Here is a 20,498-nt window from a genome sequence, read left to right as displayed (position 1 = left end):
TGTCAGCATTCAGGAAGATCGACAGCGCATGCCTCTCACCTCCAAACGCCCCGCTCGGTGCAGTTGGCGCTCTCTGCTGCCGTGGGCGGTCGGCGTGCTGCCGCTGGCCTGCGGCCTGGCGGTGATGAACTGGCAAATCGAGCGCGAATTGCGTGCCAGCAGCCAGGCGACTACACAGCAGGTGGTCGAGCATGTCGATCACATTCTAGACAACCTGGCCAACGCCGCGCAGGCGCTGCTGCCGCTGGCAGGAAGCCCGTGCAGCGAGGTGGAGCTGGCGCTGCGCACTCAGGTCACGCGCAATGCTTTTGTCAGGTCAACCAACCTGTTTCGCCAGAACAACCTGTATTGCACCTCACTGTTTGGCGATTACCACGAGCCCGTTCACGCGAGTGATTACACTGACGGGCAGCTCTGGCTGATGAATGGCAACTCGGTAACGCCTGGCCACCCCCTGCTGGTGTATCGCGCCATCGATGGCGATCGCGGGGCGATCACCACGCTGGACGGCGACCATCTGCTCTCGGCTTTGCGTTTGATCGGCTCGCAGGAGGCACTACAGATCCGTGTCGGCAACGCCTGGATGGGCAAGGACGGCGTGGTGCATAGCGGCGTTCCACCGGTTGCCGCCACCGCCGATGTAACCCTAGGCTCGGCTCGCTACCCTTTCAGCGTGCACGGTGGCTACGGGGCCGACAAACCTGCCCAGATGCTGCGCAGTCAATACCCTGCCCTGCTCAGCCTGTTGTTGATACTCGGGGTGGCCGCCGGCAGTGTCTGCCACTGGCAACTGCGCCGCGCCAGCTCCCCCCGTGCGGAACTGCAGCGGGCGTTGCAAGCCGATGAGTTCTTGCCCTATTTCCAACCGGTTGTGCGCAGAGGGGACTACCGCTGGGCGGGGGCCGAAGTGCTGATGCGCTGGAACCATCCCCGCGAAGGCCTGGTCCGCCCGGACCTGTTCATCCCCTACGCCGAACACAGCGGCCAGATCGTCGAGATGACCCGGGCGCTGATGCTGCACACTGCGCAGAACCTCGCCCCTTACGCAGCGTTGTTGGAAGACGGCTTTCATATCGGCATCAATATCACAGCCGATCACTGTCGAGACTTGAGCCTGCTCGACGACTGCCGAACCTTCCTTGAGCATTTTCCCGAAGGACGGATACGGCTGACACTGGAGCTGACCGAGCGCAAACTGCTCGAGGCCACGCCGGTCGCATTGGAATTGTTCGCCAAACTGCATGAGATGGGGGTGATGATCGCCCTCGATGATTTTGGCACCGGCCAATCAAGCCTCAACTACCTGCGCCAGTTCAAGGTCGATTACCTGAAGATCGACCAGAGCTTCGTGGCCATGATCGGGGGCGATGCGTTGTCGCAACATATCCTGGACAGCATCATCGAGCTTTGCGCCAAATTGAGCTTGGGCATCGTTGCCGAAGGGGTGGAAACCGAGGTTCAGCGGGACTACCTGGCGCGCAGCGGCGTGGACTTCCAGCAGGGTTACCTGTTCGCTCGGCCAATGCCAGCAGCCGATTTTCTTCGGGCACTCGCGGCGCGACCGGGCGGCCCAAGGTTGCCGCAGGACGCGCCCCCTGAGATCATGCCCGGCTGATCCACCGGTCCACTCTCCTATCCGAGGCATTCGTGTCAAAAGGCATTATTTCATCGGTCATGGCGTCCTGTCTGTTCGCCGTGATGTATTTCTATTCCTCCCTGCTTTCGCCGCTCGATGGCGAGGAGATCTTTGGCTGGCGTACATTGCTGACCTTACCTTGCCTGACGCTGTTCATGCTGGCCAGCAAAGACTGGAAGCGCGTCGGCGAGCTGCTCGCTCGGGTTCGGCAGACGCCGGCGCTGCTGCTGGGTATGGTGGGTACTTCCTGGCTGATGGGTGTGCAGTTGTGGCTATTTCTTTGGGCTCCCCTGCACGGGCGCAGCCTGGAGGTGTCGATGGGGTACTTCCTGCTGCCGCTGGCGATGGTGCTCACCGGGCGGCTGGTCTATGGCGAGCGGCTGTCACGCCTGCAGGCTGTGGCGGTTTGTTGCGCAGCTGTGGGGGTGGGGCACGAGCTTTACCAGCATGGCAGCTTCGCCTGGGAAACCCTGGTGGTGATGATCGGCTACCCGATCTACTTCGTGCTGAGGCGACGCTGTCGCACCGATCACCTAGGCGGCCTGTGGTGCGACATGTGCCTATTGCTGCCCTGGGCGTTGTACTTCGTCACCCAAGGTGCACTGTCGGCGACAGACATGCAGCAACACCCTGGCCTCTATGGCTTGATCCCGCTGCTGGGGGCGATCAGCGCCTGCGCACTGATCGCGTATGTGCTGGCAAGCCGCCTGTTGCCCTTTAGCCTGTTCGGCCTGCTGAGCTATGTCGAACCCGTCTTGCTGGTCGGCGTCGCCCTGCTGCTCGGGGAGACGATCGGCCCGGATCAGTGGCTGACTTACCTACCGATCTGGGCCGCTGTACTGGTGCTGGTGCTTGAAGGCTTCAAGCACCTGCTGCGTCAGCGTCGGCGCTCTGTGTGAGGCGCACCTGGCGTACCCGCCGCTCCTCGACCGCCACCACCGTCATGCTCCAGCCACCGTAGGCTAACCGGTCACCTACCACTGGCAGACGGTCCAGCAGGCTCATGACCAGGCCTGCAAGGGTCTGGTAGTCCTCGGTGGCACGGGCGCTGAAGCCTGTGCGGGCCTGGACCTGGCTGAGGCTCATGGCGCCATTGACGATGAAGCCATCACCCTCCTCGACGATCGCTGGGCCCTCGACCTCGCTGGCATCAGGCAATTCGCCAGCGACCGACTCGAGGATGTCGGTCATGGTCAACAGCCCGGTGAAATCCCCGAACTCATTGATCACGAAAGCGATATGGGTCGACTGGCTGCGCATCTGCTCCAGGGCATTGAAGATACTGAAGCTCTCCAACAGGTTCAGCGGGGCTCGGGCCATGCGTTCGAGGTTGGGCTGGCTGCCGCCGAGCATTTCCTTGAGCAATTCCTTCTTGTGTACGAAGCCCAACGGCTCTTCGATATGGCCATTTCGAATCAACGGCAGACGCGAATAGGGCGAGTTGGCCAGCGCTTGGCTGATGGCCTGCGCAGGTTGCGCAAGGTCAATGACATCGACCTGCGCCCGTGGGGTCATCACCGTGCGGATCGGTCGCTCGGCCAGGTTCAACACACCACTGATCATCACGCGTTCACGGCGGTCGAACAGCACCTGCTCACCGCCACCTTCGACCAGGTCGGCAATTTCTTCACCGACCTCGTCAGCTTCCACCCGGCGCCCGCCCAGCAGGCGCAAAACGGCGTGAGCCGTGCGCTCACGCAGCGGACGATGCTGTTGCAGGCTGCGTTTGCGACGGGCGCGAGCCAACTGATTGAACAGCTCGATAAGGATCGAGAAACCAATGGCCGCATAAAGGTAGCCCTTGGGAATGTGGAACCCAAGGCCTTCGGCGGTCAGGCTGAAGCCGATCATCATCAAGAAGCCCAGACACAGCATGATCACCGTCGGGTGAGCATTGACGAAGCGGGTCAGCGGCTTACTGGCCACGATCATGATACCGATCGAGAAGATGACCGCGATCATCATCACCGACAGGTGTTCGACCATACCCACCGCGGTAATTACCGCGTCCAGCGAAAACACCGCATCGAGCACGACGATCTGCGCCACGATCGGCCAGAACGCAGCATGGCGCAGCACGCCACTGGCCTGTGTCACATGCCCTTCCAGCCTCTCATGCAGCTCCATAGTGGCTTTGAACAGCAGGAACACACCGCCGAACAGCATGATCAGGTCACGGCCGGAGAAACTCTTGCCCATGACTTCGAACAACGGCGCGGTAAGGGTGACCATCCACGAGATACTGGCCAGCAGGCCCAGACGCATGATCAGCGCCAGGCTCAGGCCGATCACTCGCGCACGGTCACGCTGATGCGGCGGCAGTTTGTCGGCAAGGATGGCGATGAACACCAGGTTGTCGATACCTAGCACCAGCTCGAGGACGATAAGCGTCAACAGGCCTAGCCAGGCCGTTGGATCGGCTAGCCATTCCATTAGCGGGTGCTCACGTTGAAGGCGTCACATGGACGGGGGGAGGATGGCCAGGAAGGCCGAAAACTGGGGGGCTCCGCGAAGGTGCTCATATAGACCTGAAAACAGAATAGGGAACACGATCCTACAAGTGAGGTAGCTTTTTCGCATAGCGCGAAACTATTTCAAAACCTTAACGGCTTTCACAGGGGATTATTCTTCAATACCTGGCCATTGAAGGGGCGCAGGATTGCTAAATTGTCCATCAATCGGAGCCACCCCATGACCCTGTCCATTTCAATGGCCGCATTCGCCCTTGCAGCATCGATCTCGCCCGGGCCGGTCAACATCGTCGCGCTCGGCAGCGGTGCCCGCCATGGGCTGCGCGCCAGCCTCAGGCATGTGACCGGCGCAACACTGGGCTTTTGCCTGTTGTTGCTGCTGGTTGGCCTCGGATTGCACGAACTGCTGTTGCGCTGGCCGCTACTAGGCCAGGCGCTGCACCTGGGGGGCGTGGGGTTCTTGCTTTACATGGCATGGAAGTTGGCCAGCGACGATGGGCAACTGGGCAGCCCCGATCAGCACGACGCCCCAACGGCCTGGCAGGGTGCGGCGATGCAATGGCTCAACCCCAAAGCCTGGCTGGCGGCAGTCGCGGGAGTGGGCGCCTACACCGGCGGCGAACATCAATTGTTGTGGCTGTTCACCTGGATCTATGGGCCGATCTGTTTCGTCTCGGTAGCCTGCTGGGCCTGGGCAGGGAGTGTGATCGGCCAGTACCTGCGCCAACCCCGTTACCTGCAATTATTCAATCGCGGCCTGGCAGTGCTATTGGTGGGCAGCGCTGTGTACCTGCTGGTTTGAAGCTGCCAGTGCTGGCCTCTTCGCAACTCAGAGAAGCCACTGGTGCGGGTAGAGGCGGCGCATCGCGGTAATGCCCAGGCGTAGCCGCCAGATGTCGCTTGAAAGCACGCTGCAAATGCGACTGATCGGCAAACCCAGCCTCCACCGCCACCTCGGCGATCGCTCGGCCCTGGCGCAACTGCGCACGTGCCTGCTGTATCCGCAGGTCAAGCAGGTAGCCATGAGGTGTCAGGCCAAAGCGCTGCTCGAATGCACGGATCAGGTAAGACCGCGACAGGCCGCAAGCAGCGCATACGTCCGCCAGGGTCAAAGGGTCACTGCGGTGGGCGCGCATGAAAGCCGCCGCCGCATCCAGTTGTGGGTGGTCGGCGCGCAGCGTTTGCACCGGGCTGTGCAGGTAAGTGGGCAGCTCCTTGAAAAAAATGGCTAGCCGAGCTTGGCGGTCGGTAGTTTGGGCATCGAACAGATCGGCGAACAGCTGCAGCAGCCGGCTGTAAAGGCGCGCTGATGTGCTGAAGGTTTGCGCAGGCAGAACAAACCCATGCTGCTGCAACCACGGCATGTCGACGAATAGCATCAGGTAAGACCAAGGCTGCCCGGCGATCGGGTTGCAGCTGTGCACTACGCCAGGGTTCATCAGCACGGTGGTACCTGCCTGAACCTCTATCTGGCTCGCACCGCTGTGATAAGTGCTGCGCCCTCCAGTGATCACACCGATGGAGAAGCTTTCATGGGAATGGGGCGCATAGCAGACCTTGCACCCATCCCCCACGCGCCTGGCTTCGACGAAGGGCAATGCAGGATCGCGCCAGAACCGTGAAACCTCGATCATCACCCTGCCCCTTGCTGCATCCGGACTGCCCTCAAGGCATAACGGGCGGCATGTATTGCAACGTAGTGCCCAGCGCCCATAGCAGCAACAGCACCAAGGGCACATGCACCAATAACTGCACGAACGAGAAACCGATCAAGTCGCGCGCCTTGAGCCCCAACACACCGAGCAGCGGCAACATGTAGAACGGGTTGATCAGGTTCGGCAGCGCCTCGGCAGCGTTGTAAATCTGCACCGCCCAACCCAGATGGTACTGCAGGTCGTTGGCCACCAGCATCACGTAGGGCGCTTCGATGATCCACTTGCCGCCGCCGGATGGGATGAAGAAGCCCAGCACCGCCGAGTACACCCCCATCAGCAGTGCATAAGTATCATGGGTGGCGATCTGGGTGAAGAACAACGAAATGTGGTGAGCCAGCGTCTGTTCATCCACGCCTTTGACCTGGGTGAGAATCGCGGCGATCGAGCCATACAGGGGGAACTGGATCAGTACACCGGTGGTGGTCGGCACGGCCCGCGCCACCGCGTCGAGGAAACTGCGCGGCCGCCAGTGCAACAAGGCACCGAGCATGATGAACAGCAAGTTGTAGGTGTTGAGCCCGGAAATGGCAGTGATTGCAGGTTTGCTGGCGAACTCCTGATACAGCCAGCCGCCAGCCAGGGCCACCAGCATGATGATCAGAATCGGGCTATGTTCCAACCACTCGCCTGGGCGTGTGCGCTTGGCCGCCGGCGGGGCGGTGAAGCTGGGGTCGACGCCGCAATCTTCGGCGCTGCGCGCACTGTTTGGACCGGGTGCAGTGGCATAGGCGATCACCAGCGAGACGATGACCAGGGCCGCCAACATGACCCCCGACTGCCAGAGGAAGATGGTCTCGGTGAACGGGATCACACCGGTGATCGACAGAATCGAAGGCGGCAGGCTGGCCGGGTTGGCTTGCAACTGCGCGGCCGAGGATGACAAGCCCAGCGCCCACACCGCGCCCAGGCCCAGATAGGCGGCCGCACCGGCGGCGCGATAGTCCATTTTAAGCTCAGTGCGCCGAGCCAGGGCACGTACCAGCAAGCCGCCGAACACCAGCGACAGGCCCCAGTTGAGCAGCGAAGCCAGCATCGAGATCAATGCTACCCAACACACTGCAGAGCGGCCATTGCTGGGAATGCGCGCAAGACGGTCGATCAAGCGGGCGGCCGGAGGCGAGCTGGCCACGACATAACCGCCGATGACCACAAATGCCATTTGCATGGTGAAAGGGATCAGGCTCCAGAAGCCATCGCCAAAGGCCTTGGCGGTCTCGGTCGGTTTGGCGCCCATGGCCAGGGCTGCAATGCACACCAGCAGCACAGCAAGGGCAGCGAACACCCAGGAGTCAGGGAACCAGCGTTCGGCCCAATTGGAACAGCGCAGGGCAAAGCGGGCGGAGCGGCTGTCTTGAATTTCAGCGGCCACGGTTACTTCCTTTTATTGATTTTATGAAGTTTTCACGCAAAACGACAAAACCTGTGGCAGCGGGTTCACCCGCAAGAGCAACGGTGCAGTAACCGAAGCCTTGGCGGGTAAACCCACTGCCACAGGTGCAATACGAAGCGTCAGAAGGTCATTTCTTTCACATCGTCCGGCACGATCAACTTGCCGGCGGTTTTCTCGACGATCTCGTCGATGCTTACACCGGGCGCGGTTTCGCGCAGGATGAACGCGCCATTCTCGATCTCAAGGTAGGCCAGGTCCGTCAGCACCTTGCGGATGCAACCCGCGCCGGTCAGGGGCAAGCTGCAGCGCGGCAGCAACTTGGACTCGCCATCCTTCGAAGCGTGGGTCATGGTGACGATGATGTTCTCTGCACCGGCCACCAAATCCATCGCGCCGCCCATGCCTTTGACCAGCTTGCCGGGGATCATCCACGAAGCGATGTTGCCCTCAACGTCAACCTCGAACGCTCCCAGCACGGTGAGGTCGACATGACCGCCACGGATCATGGCGAACGATTGCGCCGAGTCGAAGATCGATGCGCCGCGCCGGGCGGTCACGGTCTGTTTGCCGGCGTTGATCATGTCGGCATCGATGCTGGCTTCGGTAGGGAATTCGCCCATGCCGAGCAGGCCGTTCTCGGACTGCAGCATGACGTCCATGTCCGCCGGGACATAGTTGGCCACCAAGGTCGGGATGCCGATGCCAAGGTTGACGTAGTAGCCGTCCTTCAATTCACGGGCGACGCGTTGTGCCATCTGTTCGCGGGTCAGTGCCATGGTCAGGATCTCTTTGTTGTTCTGATGGGCGGCGCTCAGGCCTTGACGGTGCGCTTTTCGATACGTTTTTCGAAGGTACCGAGGATCACTCTGTCGACATAGATACCAGGGGTGTGGATCTCGCTGGGCAACAGCACCCCAGGCTCGACGATCTCCTCCACTTCGACCACGGTGATCTTGCCGGCGGTGGCGGCCAGCGGGTTGAAGTTCTGCGCGGTGTGGCGATAAACCACGTTGCCGTAGTGGTCGGCCTTCCAGCCCTTGACGATGGCGAAGTCACCGGTAATGGCTTCTTCGAGGATGTACTTGCGGCCTTTGAACTCACGCACCTCCTTGCCCTCGGCAACCGGGGTGCCATAGCCGGTGGCGGTGTAGAACGCCGGAATACCAGCGCCCCCGGCACGCATTTTCTCGGCCAGCGTACCTTGCGGGGTCAACTCGACGTCCAGCTCACCACTGAGCAACTGCCGTTCGAATTCAGCGTTCTCGCCCACATAGGAGGCGATCATCTTGCGGATCTGCCGGTCTTCAAGCAGCACGCCCAGGCCGAAACCATCGACGCCGCAGTTGTTGGAAACCACGGTCAGCCCCTTCACGCCCCGGCGCTTGATCTCGGCGATGAGGTTTTCAGGGATACCACACAGGCCGAAACCACCTGCCAGTACCGTCATGTTGTCGGTCAGGCCTGCAAGGGCCTCTTCATAGGTTGCAACGCGCTTGTCCAGTCCGGCCATGTTGATCCGCCTTTGTAGTTGTTGAACCGACGAGGCTGTCGGTGAGCGTGTAACGACATCTTCACCGCTGGCGACTGATTTGTTAATTTTGTTTTCATCATTGATTGATAACTTTTGCAAAACAACGCTGAGGCTACCATGAACGTCAAGCAGCTACGTGCCTTCGCCGCCGTAGCCAAATACCAGAGCTTCGCCCAGGCCGGCGAACACCTGCATGTGTCGCAACCTGCCTTGAGCCTGACCATCAAGGCCTTGGAGGAAAACCTGGGCGGCGCACTGCTCACCCGCACGACCCGCAGCGTCAGCCTCACAGCCGAAGGTGAGGTGTTGCTGCCGCTGGCCCGACGCCTGTTGGCCGACTGGGACGACACCGAAGAAATGCTGCGCCAGCGTTTCACGCTGCAATTGGGCCGCGTCTCGGTGGCTGCCATGCCTGCCTTTGCCGGCAACCTGCTGCCGCATTCGCTTAAAGTGTTCCGCCAGCGTTACCCCAAGGTCAACGTTACGGTGCATGACGTGATCAACGAACAAGTACTGGAACTGGTGCGCCACCGCCGCGTCGAACTGGGCATCGGTTTCGAGCCGGAAAACACCGATGGCCTGCACTTTCACCCGCTGTACCTTGACCGTTTCGTTGCGGTGGTGCCGGCCGATTCACCGCTGGCGCTGCACACCCAGGTGACTTGGGCACAGCTGCTGGCCCAGGACTTCATTGCCCTGCAACGGCCATCGGCGGTGCGGCTGTTGCTTGAACAGAACATCGCTGTCCAGCATGGCAGGCTGGCGGTGGCGTTCGAAAGCCATCAGTTGTCCACCATTGGCCGCATGGTCGCCAGCGGCCTTGGCGTCAGCGCAGTGCCGGCGCTATGTATCAACCAGATGCAGGAGCTCGGTGCGCGATGCGTGACCTTGATAGAGCCTGCCGTTGAGCGGCGAATTGGCGTGATCGCGCTGGCCGACCACAAACTGTCAACGGCAGCCCAAGCGCTGCTCGAAGTGGTGCTTTCCCACACCCACACTCCGGAGGTGACATGCGTTACGTAGAACTGGCAGGTTGCAAGGTGCCGGCCATTGGCCAGGGCACCTGGTACATGGGCGAGGATCCTGCTCGCAAGGCCGCTGAAGTGGCGGCCCTGCAACAAGGAATCGAACATGGCATGGCCCTGATCGACAGTGCCGAGATGTATGCCGAAGGCGGTGCCGAGGCCGTGGTCGGCCAAGCCATTGCCGGGCGCCGCGATAAGGTGTTTCTCGTCAGTAAGGTGTACCCGCACAATGCCAGCCGCCAAGGCGTTGCCCAGGCCTGTGAGCGAAGCCTCAAGCGCCTGGGCACTGAAATGATCGACCTGTACCTGCTGCATTGGCGTGGTCAGTATCCCCTGCAAGAGACGGTCGAGGCCTTCGAGCGCTTGCGCGAACAGGGAAAAATCGGCCATTGGGGCGTATCGAACTTCGATGTGGACGACCTGCGCGAGCTGCACGACCCTCGATGCGCGACCAATCAAGTGCTGTACAACCCTGCGCAGCGTGGCATCGAGTTCGACTTGTTGCCGTGGAGCCGCCAGCGAGGCTTGCCGACCATGGCCTACTGCCCGCTGGCACAAGCTGGGCAGTTGCTCGATCATCCAGTGTTGAGAGAAATCGGTGAGCGCCACGGCGCGACCCCTGCCCAGGTCAGCCTGGCCTGGGTTACCCGCAAACATGATGTGATTGCCATCCCTAAAGCGGTGTCAGCGGAGCATGTGCGGTTGAATGCGGCTGCCGGGGCGTTGACCCTCACCCAAGAGGACTTGCGGGCAATCGACCGGGCATTCCCTGCGCCGCAGCGCAAGCAACATTTGGCGATGGTTTGACAGGCTCGGGAGGTCAGTGAAAATCTCGGCTTTTCACATCCAGCCCTTTTAGCAAAGGGCTGATGTCTTCAAGGCGCCGGGCAATCAGATGGCGCACGCCATTTTCCTGCTCGAGGCGCCCGCTGACCTTAAGCAACTGGGCCCCCACCAACGCCCGCCGCTGCCGTTCGGCCAGGTCCCGCCACACCACCACATTGACCATGCCGAACTCATCTTCGAGTGTCACGAAGGTCACACCACTGGCAGTCTGGGGCCGTTGGCGCCCTACAACCAGGCCGGTGACGGCTATCGCATCGCCATGTTCCAGCCCGGCGAGTTCAGCAGAGCTGCGGCAGCCCAGCGCCCGCAAGCGTGGACGCAATAGCCTGAGCGGGTGCGGGCCAAGGGTTGTGCCCAGGGTGTCGTAGTCGGCAACCAGGTCTTCACCCACAGTAGGCGCTGGCAACATCACCTCGGCCTCCGGCAACGCCTGAACCTCGGCGAACAGCGGCAACTGTGGCTGCACTGCCGCGACTTGCCAGCGCGCCTGGTGCCGGTCCCGCGCCAGTGCACGCAGAGCCCCGGCATCGGCAAGCCGGGCACGTGCACGGCTGTCCAGCCCTGCACGCAGGCACAGGTCTTCGATATCACGCCAAGGGCGCTGCGCCCTCGCCTGCTCCAAGCGGCGAGCATCCACTTCATTGAAGCCACGCACCTGGCGCAGGCCCAGGCGCAGGGCCAAGATGCCTTGGCCATCAGGCTCCAGGGTGCAGTCCCATTGGCTATGGAACACATCCACTGGACGCACCTCGATACCCTGCCGCCGAGCCTCCTGCAGCAACTGGTCCGGGCTGTAGAAGCCCATGGGCCAGCTGTTGATCAGTGCGCAGGTGAAGATCGCCGGTTCATGGCATTTGAGCCAACTGCTGGCGTAGCACAACAAGGCAAAGCTGGCGGCGTGGGACTCGGGGAAACCGTAGCTGCCAAACCCCTTGATCTGCTCGAATATACGTTCGGCGAATGCCACGTCGTAACCGTTGCGCAGCATGCCTTCGACCAGCCGCTGACGGTGGGGCTCCAGCCCACCATGGCGCTTCCAGGCTGCCATGCTGCGGCGCAGCTGGTCGGCCTCACCCGGGGTATAGTCGGCCGCGACCATGGCCAGCTCCATGACCTGCTCCTGAAACAGCGGCACGCCGAGAGTACGGGCGAATACTTCCTTGAGCTTCTGCGAGGGGTAGGTCACCGGCTCCTGCTTCAAACGCCGGCGCAAGTAAGGGTGAACCATATCACCCTGGATCGGCCCGGGGCGCACGATGGCGACTTCGATCACCAGGTCATAGAACGTGCTGGGTTTGAGCCTGGGCAACATGGCCATCTGTGCCCGTGATTCGATCTGGAACACACCCATGGTTTCGGCACGGCTGATCATCGCGTAGGTTGCGGGGTCTTCGCTGGGGATCGTCGCCAGGGTCAGTTGCCGACCACGATGGCGTTGCACCAGGTCAAAGCAGCGGCGCAAAGCGCTAAGCATGCCCAGGGCCAACACATCGACCTTCAGCAGGCCGACCATGTCCAGGTCGTCTTTATCCCACTGGATCACCGTACGCTCGGCCATGGCGGCGTTTTCTACCGGCACCAAGTGGTCCAGCGGCTGCTCGGAGATGACGAACCCCCCGGGGTGCTGAGACAAATGACGAGGGAAACCGATCAGCTCACCGGCCAGAACCAGAATGCGCCGCAGCGAAGGGCTGCCCGGTTCGAAACCGGCCTCGGCCAGACGCTGCGAGTCAGGAATACGGTCGCTCCAGCGACCGCAGCATTTGGCCAAGGCATCGACCTGATCGGCCGGCAGGCCCAACACCCTGGCGACATCGCGCACGGCACCGGCTGCGTGGTAGGTGTTGACCACTGCGGTGAGTGCAGCGCGATGGCGGCCATAGCGGCGAAACACATATTGGATCACCTCTTCGCGCCGGTCGTGCTCGAAGTCCACGTCGATATCGGGCGGTTCATTGCGCTCGCGTGACAGGAAACGCTCGAACAGCAAGCGATGCTCCATCGGGTCCAGCTCAGTGATGCCCAGCACGAAACACACCACCGAATTGGCCGCAGAGCCCCGGCCTTGGCATAGGATGTGCTGGCTGCGGGCAAAGGCGACGATGTCGTGCACGGTGAGAAAATAGCTCTCGTAGCCCAGTTCCTGGATCAGCGCCAACTCTTTGTCCAGCACCGCCCGTACCTTGCTGCTTGGCCCGGTTGGCCAACGCTGTGGCAAGCCACGCTCGCACAGCTGGCGCAGCCAACTGGCAGGTGTGTGCCCCTCGGGTACCAGTTCGCGCGGGTACTGATAGCGCAATTGCGCCAGGTCGAACTGGCAACGCTCGGCAATGAGCAGGGTCTCGGCCAGCAAATCTGCTGGGTAAAGCGCTGCCAGTTGCGCTATTGGCCGCAGGTGGCGCTCACCATTGGCGAACAGATGGCGGCCCGCCTCGGCCACGGTGCAGTGCTGGCCGATGGCGGTCATGCAATCCTGAAGCGCACGCCGGCCGCGCACATGCATATGCACGTCACCGCAGGCCACCGCCCGAATGCCAAGCTGCGCTGCCAGAACTCGCAAACGGGCCAGGCGCAACTCGTCATCACTGGCGCGATGCAAGTGAACAGCCAGCCACAGGCGCTCGGCAAACAGCTCGCGTAGCCAGTGGCCAGTCGCCTGATCATCAGGATCGTCGGCTACCCACAGCGCCAGCAAGCCTGTGTGATGTTGCCGAAGGTCATCGGCGAACAGTTGATAATCACCCTTCTCGGCCCGCCGCCGAGCGCGCGTGATCAGGGCGCAGAGGTTTTGATAGCCGGCCAGGTCCTGCACCAGCAAAACCAGTTTGGGGCCGTCCTGCAAACGCATTTCGCTACCGACGATCAAGCGCAGCTGCTGCGCCTTGGCAGCCTGCCAGGCACGCACGATACCTGCCAAGGTGCATTCGTCAGTGATCGCCAGGGCTTGGTAGCCCTGCTCGCGGGCGCGGACGAATAACTCCTCGGCACTGGATGCCCCGCGCTGAAAGCTGAAATTGGACAGGCAATGCAGCTCGGCGTAACCGCACGTGTTCATGCGAACCAGCCCTGCAGCCACAGCGGGCCAGGCTGAGCGAGGTCTTGATAGGCCCAACCACGCAGGCCATCACAGGTTTCGATGCGGTAATAGTCGCGGCGTACATCACCACCATCCCACCAGCCCGACTCGATGCGCTCTGCTTGCCCGAGCACGGTGTGTTGTGTCGCATCCAACGCCTGGGGTATGGGCAGTAACCAGCCGGGGCGGCTTCCGGGCAAGGCTGGCAGGCCTCCCTGAGCACCTTGTTCGGCCAACTGCCAGGCACATTCCGGGCGATGGTCGGCCCCTGCACGCAACCCCTTGACGGCGTCGTCCCCTAACCGCGCACGCAAGCGTTCGCGCAGTTGCTCCCAAGGCTGGGCCTGCTGGGCCCGTGGGTCGAACAGCGCCTGGTGCTGGGGCACGAAGGCCGGCAGATCATCTGCGACCAGGCGCAGGTTGCGTACAGGTGCGCGAATGCGCAGCGCTTCCAAACGACCGCGCGCCAGTTCCAAGAGCATGGCAGGGTCACGCTCTGCGGCCAGCAAGCCCACGTGCAGTTGTGTATCCGCGCCTTGGGCATGCTCCAGATACAGATAGAACCGCTGAACACCGCAATCGCGCCCAGCAAGAAAAACCCCCAGGTCATTCAACATGCGCCGTAACGGGAACAGCAGGGCCTGGTGCGATTCGACATCGAAGTTGAGCTCTAGACGTGACTCGAAGCGATCTGGTGGCTGGTAGAAATCCAGCCCGAAGGTACGCAGGCCAAGCAGTTGGTCAAGATGCAACTGGACCTGGGCAGAAAAACGCCGGGCCAACGCATCACGGGGCAATTCCAGAACCTGCCCCAACTGGCGCAGGCCCATGCGAACAAAGGCTTGGGCAGCGTCTGCTGGTAACCCGACCCGCTCGACAGGCATTCGCGCAAGCGCCGTTCGGGTCTGCTCAGCGCAGGTCAGGGCCAGGCCGTCATGGCCGTTGGCGAGCATGCGTGCGGCGACCGGGTTGGTAGCAAGGACGATGCGCTGGCGCAAACCCAATTCAGCGAGCTCTTCACGCAGGCGGGCCTGGAATTCAGGCCAGGGGCCGAACAACTGCAGGCTGGAGCCGACCTCAAGCAACAAGGCGCGCGGATAGTGAAGACTGACGTGGGCACTGAACCGGTAAGCCCAGGCTGCCAGCAACTGCTGCAGGTGATCGATACGCGCCGGGTCGGCCTCGACGCAGTGAAAACCATCGGCCAAGGCCCGTGCTGCCGTCAGTGTCAGCCCCGCGCGCAAGCCAAGCGCCGCCGCTGCTGGGTTCACAGCTTGCAACACGCGACGCTGGGCAGGGCCGCCGATTAGCACCAGTGGGGTATCGGGATCGTCACGCTCGCGCAGGATCGAGTCCAGCGCCAGCTGGGGCAAGAGGATACAGGCCCAGAGCATGCAACATCAGCCTCGCCCAGGACAGGCGATTGGCAGGGCCGGCGGCATACCGCCACGGCACTTGAGTACGCGCCATTGCGCCGGCCGCGTATCAACGGCTATACGCAGCGCCGCCGGTGACGGGTTGTTCGCAGCCTGTTGTGGGCGACAGGCGAAGGCCAGCGCCTGCCCGGTTTCGGCGGCCACCTGCAAACGCCGCAAGGCACGGTCATCGGCACGCTCCGGCCAGCACAGCACAGCGGCGCAGCTGGCCGAGCGCAAGCATTGTTCAGCTGCCCAAAGCACATCGGCCTGGGGGGCTTGGACCTGGATCAACCAGCGCAGGTCCACACCTGCGGCCTGCCAAGCGGGGGCATAGGGGATGAACGGCGGAGCTATCAGCACTACCCGGCCGCCTTGTGCGGTCAGGCGTGCCAGCGATGGCCAAAGCAGCTGCAACTCGCCACACCCTGGGCTGGCCAGCAGCAGCTCACTGAGGGCCGCCGCAGGCCAGCCGCCATCTGGCAAGTGCTGGTCGAGCGCTGCGTGCCCGGTAGGCTGCAGCCCTGCCGGGCGTACCTGGCCCTGGCGCCCCCGCCAGATCTGGCGTTGATCGAGCAGCCGATCAAGATCGACCACCGCGCCCATCAGTCGCGCCTCAACAGGCCACAGAACACGCCTTCGATGAAGAATTCGCGCTCTGGGCCTACGTCAATCGGCGCGTACGCCGGGTTGCGCGGTAACAGCCGATAACCACCGGGTTGGCGCTGCAGCCGCTTGATGGTGACCTCGCCGTCCAGACGGGCGACCACGATCTGGCCATCACGTGCTTCACTCTGCTGAAGGATGCCGACCAAATCGCCATCGAAAATGCCATCGCCGATCATCGAATCGCCGCGCACCTTGAGCAGGTAGTCTGGGGTGCGACGAAACAGGCTGGGGTCGAGAAGCAATTGCTCATGGATGCCCAGGTCCGGGCCGATGGGCGCACCAGCGGCCACCTGACCCAGTACTGGAAGCTCAAGGAGTTCAGGCCGGCGAAGCGGCTCAGCCAGGCGAATGCCCCGTGCCTGGTTGGGCGTGACATCGATATAGCCGGCCTGGCACAGCGCAGTGATGTGCTTGCGGGCCACGCTGCGCGAGGCGAAACCAAAGCGGCTGGCGATATCGGCCAGGCTTGGTGGTTGACTGTGGTCGGCAATGCGCTCGCGGATGTATTCGAGGATTGCACGGCGTTTTGGGGTGAGATTGTCCATGGAGCACATTTGTACTCTTTTCAGCGAACGCTGAAAAGACCTCTTCGTCACCTTATTCTTTCTCGACACAGATCAAGATTCAAAGCCCTACAAATGCCCCCTCACCGCACCTTTCTGAACCATCGTTTAGGGTGAATGCTCCACAGCGATGCGGATGAGTCGGCATGGCGAACGCAAGATCAGTTGGAGGCCGGGAAGCGGTAAGAGGCTCCGTAGGCGGACTCTGGTAGACGACTGGATCCATCAGCTCTGAGCCTCGAACGCAAACTCCCGCTCTGAGGGCTGGTTCGATAAAGCCCTCTTTTTTGCAGCTCCGGCACGACCAATTCCACAAAATCCTCCAATGTGCCAGGGCTCGTTAAGGGGTTAAGCATGTAACCACTGGTACCGGAGATCCGTGCATGCTCCTCGATGCTGTCCGCCACCTGCTGCGCAGTGCCCACCAAGATAAGATCGGTGCCCCGTGTAACGTTGGCGAAGCGCTTCTTGATGTCACCGGCGGTTAAAGGCCTCCCGCTTCCATCGGGTCGCATCATGTAGGACGTAAGACCTTCAGTATGAGTCGACAAGGCATCGCTGTCCGCATAGCGGCTCAGGTCGATGCCTGTGTCACCTGCATAGCTGACCAGTTGTGCCTCCAAGTGATAGTTGCTCTGGAGCTCGTCGTACTTGCGCTGGGCTTCAATCTCGGTTTTCGCCGTCACGATGCGCAGCACTGTTAGCGACTGCACGTCATCCCTAGCACGGCCACGTGCCTCAGCCATCGTCCAGATCTCTTCCAAGCCTTGGCGGATTTCATGTGGATTGGACTTGGCTATGAAGATCAGCTCGGCATGTTTGGCGGCGAACTCGCGCCCTCTTCCAGACCAGCCCGCTTGAATCAGCAATGGCGTTCGCTGTGGCGACGGAGCGGACAAATGAGGCCCTGCCACGCGGTAGCGCTCTCCTGCATGGTCGATCGGTTTGACCCGACCGCCTTGCGCGTACACACGGCGGGTTTTATCGGCGACCACTGCGTCGTCTGCCCAACTGCCCTCCCAAAGTTTGTACACCACATCCATGAACTCCTCGGCGCGCTCGTATCGATCTGCATGCTTGAGCATTTCTTCCAGACCGAAGTTACGCGCAGCACTGGAAAGATAGGAGGTGACAATGTTCCAACCCACCCGGCCGTTAGTCATGTGATCGAGCGTGCTGAAACGACGGGCATGGGCAAAAGGATGCTCGTAGGTGGTGGACACGGTAGCGCCGAACGCTAGGTTCTTGGTAATCGCTGCCAAGCCCGGGATGATCATCAGCGGGTCATTTGCAGGCGCCTCGACAGCCCACTCCACGGCTGCCTGCGCATTAGCGCCGAATACGTCATAGAAGCCCAACACGTCTGCGAAGAACAACATATCGAGGTTAGCCTGGTCAGCAATGCGTGCCTGGTTAGCCCAAAACTCGAAGGTGTTCGCAGCCAAGCGTTCATCTGCCGGGTGCGTCCACAAACTCGGCGCCCCACCGCAACCGACACTGGCCTGTTCGTACAGCGCAAACATAAGGGGTTTAGGGTCAGACATCACTGTTCCTTTAAATGTTTAGGGCGATGCATAGCATCTCGATGCTAGAGGCGACGGGATCCTTGCCGAGGTAAATCAGCATCGGCTTACTGTTAAGTGCTGCGGCTTGACGAGCTCGAGTCATCTACGCAGTAGATGACCTGCAAGTTCATCTGCAAGAAGCCGTGAGAAGATTCAGTCACTCAAGTCGGTGGCGCCATTCAAATTGAACAGCTGCTTGAGCCGTGTTTCTCCAGATACTGCTGCTGATCATCATGCGCGAGCTGAAAGTCACCCAGTGGAAGGATGACGGTCACAACCGGTTTGTCGAAGTGGCCTGAGGCTTGCACCTGCTGTTTGGCCTCCCGTGCCACAGCAGCCTGCTGCATAGAGTGATAAAACACTGCAGAACGATATTTGACCCCGACATCTGCACCTTGGCGGTCAATGGACGTCGGATCGTGAAGTGTCCAGAAATGTTCGATCAGCTGATCATAGGAGAGGACTGTTGTATTGAAGTCTACCTGGACAACTTCGATCGACTCAGTCTCGGCCGCGGTTAGTTGCACAAAACCCACGCGACTATCTACCACGCCTGGCAATGCCCTGAAGGCTGCTTCTGCGCCCCAGAAGCAACCGGCACCAAAAGTGGCCTGCTCAATTTCTAACCCAGCTTCGATATCTGTCATGGCTCAACCCCTTCGTTACCGATCAAGTGCAGGTGCAGATGTTCGATGTGCTCCGGGCCAATGCCGCAGCAACCACCAATGATGCTGGCGCCGGCAGCGACCCAAGATCTGGCCCACCCCAGATAGGACTCCGGGCCCAGATCGCGACGCACCTCCAGCAAGGTGCTGTTGGCCTCGGCCTCTGCGCTAACCGGTGGAAACGCGTTTGCGTAAACCCCCAGCTCAATGCACTGGCCAGACTGCGCAATGGCCTTTCGAGCCTCAGCAAGCGCTTGCGCCATGACTTCCGGCTGGCTGCAATTGAACAGCACCGCTTTAGCCCCTAGCTCGGCGGCCACCCTGACCGCATCAATGACGGGTTCATGCGAGCGCAATCTTGGCGGCGCCCCAGCCTCGTCGATGAGCGTGAACGACACCCACAGAGGTCTGGCGTCTGCAACGAGCGCCTGAGCGACTGCCTGTAGCTCGGCGATCGAGCTTTGGGTTTCAGCAAGCCAGACATCGACATACGCACTCAATCCGTCAATGAGCTCCCTATGGATGGCGATTGATCGGTGATGATCGAACAGGTCGGGCCGATAGGACCCCAACGCGGGTGGGAGCGAACCCGCTACGGTAACGTGTTCACTACTGCTCGAAGCGGCTTGTCGAGCCAACTGCCCAGCACGGTCGGCCAGCGTTCGTCCCTCTCGCTCAAAGCGCTCATCACCGATGTGAAAGGGAACAACCGCATAGCTGTTTGTGGTGATGATGCGAGCACCGGCCTCGATGAATGCGCTATGTGCCTTTAACACGAAACTGGGCGCTTCGATCAGGGCAAGTGCAGACCACTCAGGCTGACGGAATGGCGCTCCGATACGCTTTAGCTCTCGACCCATGCCGCCGTCCAGCAAGCGCAAAATTGAGGTACTCATTGCGCTTTACTCACCAGGGGGGCCGAGGCTGCCAACCATTGATCAACCGTGGCGCCATTGGCTTTGATCCAAGCCTGAGCGGCCTCATCAGCCGGTATTTTCTCCTTTTCTATTTTCAGGATCAGCTCATTGAGCTGCGCAGGCTCGATGGCAACATTGCGCAGAAACTCAGCGATTCTCGGTGCACGCTTGCCTAATGCTGAAGACGCCAGAATATGGACCTTGGCATCGGGGAACGCGCAGGTGATCTGACTTTTGTTGAGCCAATCCGGGTCCACGGTTGGGCTTATGAACTTCCAGCAGCCGTCGGCCTTGTAGAGCGGGTCATCTTTCTTGTTGTCCTGGGCGTAGCCATCAAATGCCGGCTCTTCGAGACGACGCAGATCAAACGCCGAGAAGATCCAGTCCGGGGTATACGCATAAAACACCACACCACGTTGCGCTTTATAAGCTGCGGCCAGTTTTGCATAGGTCACCGATGCTTCGGTCGACACAGACTCAAACTTGTCGGCAAAGCCGTAATCCTTAGCCTTGATCTGGCCAATGTAGGTCGATTCCCAACCTGCCGGTCCAACCAGCAGTTGTGCCTTACCACCGCCCAGTGGCTCGAACAACTTCGCCACTTCCGGTTTTTGGAGATCGTAGATTGATTTGACTCCGTATTTGTCCTGCAAATACCCAGGAATGTAGAACCCTTGCTCGCCAGCATAAGGGTGAGTGTTCGGTATCAGTGAGCGGGTACCCCCTGTAACATACTTGGCCCAGGCGGCAGACTGATTGGGCAGCCAGATGTCGGTCAGCACATCAACGGTGCCATCACCTTTCGCCGCGGCACTAAAGAGTACCGGAACATCACCCGCCAAATACGACACATCGCCATCGAGCCGATTTTGAATGATGTTTCCAAGGATATGTTGAATGGCGATGGCGCCTGTCCAGTTCTGCTCGCCGATGACAATTTTTTCTTTGGCAAGCACGGTTGCTGGAATGATCAGGGCGGTCACCGTTACCGCGTGCACTAGTTTGCGCAAGAGG

Annotated in this window: 18 protein-coding genes; 5 read left to right on the top strand and 13 right to left on the bottom strand. The window is 61.0% G+C overall.

Annotated elements, in window-relative coordinates:
• Nucleotides 1–28 precede the first annotated feature (28 nt).
• Nucleotides 29–1,615, top strand: coding sequence for an EAL domain-containing protein (locus tag HU725_RS10305; RefSeq protein WP_186477127.1), 1,587 nt, complete (start codon nucleotides 29–31; stop codon nucleotides 1,613–1,615).
• A gap of 32 nt (nucleotides 1,616–1,647) precedes the next feature.
• Nucleotides 1,648–2,535, top strand: coding sequence for an EamA family transporter RarD (gene rarD, locus HU725_RS10300; protein ID WP_060476531.1), 888 nt, complete (start codon nucleotides 1,648–1,650; stop codon nucleotides 2,533–2,535).
• Here the strand turns inward: rarD and HU725_RS10295 are convergent.
• Nucleotides 2,498–4,069, bottom strand: coding sequence for a TerC family protein (locus HU725_RS10295; RefSeq protein ID WP_186477126.1), 1,572 nt, complete (start codon nucleotides 4,067–4,069; stop codon nucleotides 2,498–2,500). The genes rarD and HU725_RS10295 overlap by 38 nt on opposite strands.
• A gap of 258 nt (nucleotides 4,070–4,327) precedes the next feature.
• On the opposite strand from HU725_RS10295, the gene HU725_RS10290 reads away from it, so the two are divergent.
• Entirely contained in the window at nucleotides 4,328–4,909 is a 582-nt protein-coding gene (locus tag HU725_RS10290; protein WP_060476533.1) for a LysE family translocator, read from the top strand.
• Here the strand turns inward: HU725_RS10290 and HU725_RS10285 are convergent.
• From HU725_RS10285 to HU725_RS10270, 4 genes are all read right to left on the bottom strand, one after another.
• On the bottom strand, nucleotides 4,854–5,741 hold the full coding sequence (locus HU725_RS10285) for a helix-turn-helix transcriptional regulator (RefSeq protein ID WP_186477125.1): 888 nt from the start codon (nucleotides 5,739–5,741) through the stop codon (nucleotides 4,854–4,856). The genes HU725_RS10290 and HU725_RS10285 overlap by 56 nt on opposite strands.
• Before the next feature lie 31 nt (nucleotides 5,742–5,772).
• A complete protein-coding gene (locus tag HU725_RS10280; RefSeq protein WP_186477124.1) occupies nucleotides 5,773–7,191 on the bottom strand; it encodes a short-chain fatty acid transporter in 1,419 nt (472 codons plus the stop codon).
• A 140-nt stretch (nucleotides 7,192–7,331) separates the two neighbouring features.
• On the bottom strand, nucleotides 7,332–7,988 hold the full coding sequence (locus tag HU725_RS10275; RefSeq protein ID WP_186477123.1) for a CoA transferase subunit B: 657 nt from the start codon (nucleotides 7,986–7,988) through the stop codon (nucleotides 7,332–7,334).
• A gap of 35 nt (nucleotides 7,989–8,023) precedes the next feature.
• Nucleotides 8,024–8,722: a CoA transferase subunit A gene (locus HU725_RS10270; protein ID WP_060476536.1), complete on the bottom strand. Its 699-nt coding sequence runs from the start codon at nucleotides 8,720–8,722 to the stop codon at nucleotides 8,024–8,026.
• A 138-nt stretch (nucleotides 8,723–8,860) separates the two neighbouring features.
• Here HU725_RS10270 and HU725_RS10265 point away from each other — a divergent pair, with 138 nt between their 5' ends.
• Together HU725_RS10265 and HU725_RS10260 are read left to right on the top strand one after the other, a co-directional pair.
• Entirely contained in the window at nucleotides 8,861–9,766 is a 906-nt protein-coding gene (locus HU725_RS10265) for a LysR family transcriptional regulator (protein ID WP_060476626.1), read from the top strand.
• On the top strand, nucleotides 9,754–10,575 hold the full coding sequence (locus tag HU725_RS10260; RefSeq protein WP_186477122.1) for an aldo/keto reductase: 822 nt from the start codon (nucleotides 9,754–9,756) through the stop codon (nucleotides 10,573–10,575). Before HU725_RS10265 ends, HU725_RS10260 begins: the two co-directional genes overlap by 13 nt.
• Nucleotides 10,576–10,588: 13 nt before the next feature.
• Here HU725_RS10260 and HU725_RS10255 read toward each other — a convergent pair whose 3' ends face one another.
• From HU725_RS10255 to HU725_RS10220, 8 genes are all read right to left on the bottom strand, one after another.
• Complete coding sequence (locus HU725_RS10255; protein ID WP_186477121.1) at nucleotides 10,589–13,669, bottom strand: error-prone DNA polymerase; 3,081 nt, start codon at nucleotides 13,667–13,669, stop codon at nucleotides 10,589–10,591.
• The gene (locus HU725_RS10250; RefSeq protein ID WP_186477120.1) at nucleotides 13,666–15,084 is read right to left on the bottom strand and encodes a Y-family DNA polymerase; all 1,419 of its coding nucleotides are present in this window, start codon (nucleotides 15,082–15,084) and stop codon (nucleotides 13,666–13,668) included. The genes HU725_RS10255 and HU725_RS10250 overlap by 4 nt, the downstream gene beginning before the upstream one ends.
• A gap of 6 nt (nucleotides 15,085–15,090) precedes the next feature.
• Nucleotides 15,091–15,711, bottom strand: coding sequence for a translesion DNA synthesis-associated protein ImuA (gene imuA, locus HU725_RS10245; protein WP_060476540.1), 621 nt, complete (start codon nucleotides 15,709–15,711; stop codon nucleotides 15,091–15,093).
• Complete coding sequence (gene lexA, locus HU725_RS10240; RefSeq protein ID WP_455430542.1) at nucleotides 15,711–16,319, bottom strand: transcriptional repressor LexA; 609 nt, start codon at nucleotides 16,317–16,319, stop codon at nucleotides 15,711–15,713. The genes imuA and lexA overlap by 1 nt, the downstream gene beginning before the upstream one ends.
• A gap of 179 nt (nucleotides 16,320–16,498) precedes the next feature.
• Nucleotides 16,499–17,881, bottom strand: a complete 1,383-nt coding sequence (locus HU725_RS10235) for an LLM class flavin-dependent oxidoreductase (RefSeq protein WP_186477118.1) — start codon at nucleotides 17,879–17,881, stop codon at nucleotides 16,499–16,501.
• A 200-nt stretch (nucleotides 17,882–18,081) separates the two neighbouring features.
• The gene (gene msrA / locus HU725_RS10230; protein WP_186477117.1) at nucleotides 18,082–18,549 is read right to left on the bottom strand and encodes a peptide-methionine (S)-S-oxide reductase MsrA; all 468 of its coding nucleotides are present in this window, start codon (nucleotides 18,547–18,549) and stop codon (nucleotides 18,082–18,084) included.
• Nucleotides 18,546–19,463 carry a homocysteine S-methyltransferase family protein gene (locus HU725_RS10225; RefSeq protein ID WP_186477116.1) on the bottom strand — a complete coding sequence of 306 codons (918 nt, stop codon included), beginning with the start codon at nucleotides 19,461–19,463 and terminating at the stop codon, nucleotides 18,546–18,548. Before HU725_RS10225 ends, msrA begins: the two co-directional genes overlap by 4 nt.
• On the bottom strand, nucleotides 19,460–20,467 hold the full coding sequence (locus tag HU725_RS10220) for an ABC transporter substrate-binding protein (protein WP_225915527.1): 1,008 nt from the start codon (nucleotides 20,465–20,467) through the stop codon (nucleotides 19,460–19,462). Before HU725_RS10220 ends, HU725_RS10225 begins: the two co-directional genes overlap by 4 nt.
• Nucleotides 20,468–20,498 lie beyond the last annotated feature (31 nt).

Source organism: Pseudomonas promysalinigenes, from assembly GCF_014269025.2.
GTDB classification, from domain to species: Bacteria; Pseudomonadota; Gammaproteobacteria; order Pseudomonadales; family Pseudomonadaceae; genus Aquipseudomonas; species Aquipseudomonas promysalinigenes.
This window is presented reverse-complemented; position numbering and strand designations above follow the sequence as displayed.

Bases quoted from the DNA above. Each gene is read 5' to 3' on its own strand.
- lexA (WP_455430542.1), bottom strand. From the start codon at position 16,319: ATGGACAATCTCACCCCAAAACGCCGTGCAATCCTCGAATACATCCGC.
- HU725_RS10225 (WP_186477116.1), bottom strand. From the start codon at position 19,463: ATGAGTACCTCAATTTTGCGCTTGCTGGACGGCGGCATGGGTCGAGAG.
- HU725_RS10295 (WP_186477126.1), bottom strand. From the start codon at position 4,069: ATGGAATGGCTAGCCGATCCAACGGCCTGGCTAGGCCTGTTGACGCTT.
- HU725_RS10255 (WP_186477121.1), bottom strand. From the start codon at position 13,669: ATGAACACGTGCGGTTACGCCGAGCTGCATTGCCTGTCCAATTTCAGC.
- HU725_RS10260 (WP_186477122.1), top strand. From the start codon at position 9,754: ATGCGTTACGTAGAACTGGCAGGTTGCAAGGTGCCGGCCATTGGCCAG.
- imuA (WP_060476540.1), bottom strand. From the start codon at position 15,711: ATGGGCGCGGTGGTCGATCTTGATCGGCTGCTCGATCAACGCCAGATC.
- HU725_RS10270 (WP_060476536.1), bottom strand. From the start codon at position 8,722: ATGGCCGGACTGGACAAGCGCGTTGCAACCTATGAAGAGGCCCTTGCA.
- HU725_RS10305 (WP_186477127.1), top strand. From the start codon at position 29: ATGCCTCTCACCTCCAAACGCCCCGCTCGGTGCAGTTGGCGCTCTCTG.
- HU725_RS10285 (WP_186477125.1), bottom strand. From the start codon at position 5,741: ATGATCGAGGTTTCACGGTTCTGGCGCGATCCTGCATTGCCCTTCGTC.
- HU725_RS10235 (WP_186477118.1), bottom strand. From the start codon at position 17,881: ATGTCTGACCCTAAACCCCTTATGTTTGCGCTGTACGAACAGGCCAGT.
- msrA (WP_186477117.1), bottom strand. From the start codon at position 18,549: ATGACAGATATCGAAGCTGGGTTAGAAATTGAGCAGGCCACTTTTGGT.
- HU725_RS10275 (WP_186477123.1), bottom strand. From the start codon at position 7,988: ATGGCACTGACCCGCGAACAGATGGCACAACGCGTCGCCCGTGAATTG.
- HU725_RS10250 (WP_186477120.1), bottom strand. From the start codon at position 15,084: ATGCTCTGGGCCTGTATCCTCTTGCCCCAGCTGGCGCTGGACTCGATC.
- HU725_RS10265 (WP_060476626.1), top strand. From the start codon at position 8,861: ATGAACGTCAAGCAGCTACGTGCCTTCGCCGCCGTAGCCAAATACCAG.
- HU725_RS10290 (WP_060476533.1), top strand. From the start codon at position 4,328: ATGACCCTGTCCATTTCAATGGCCGCATTCGCCCTTGCAGCATCGATC.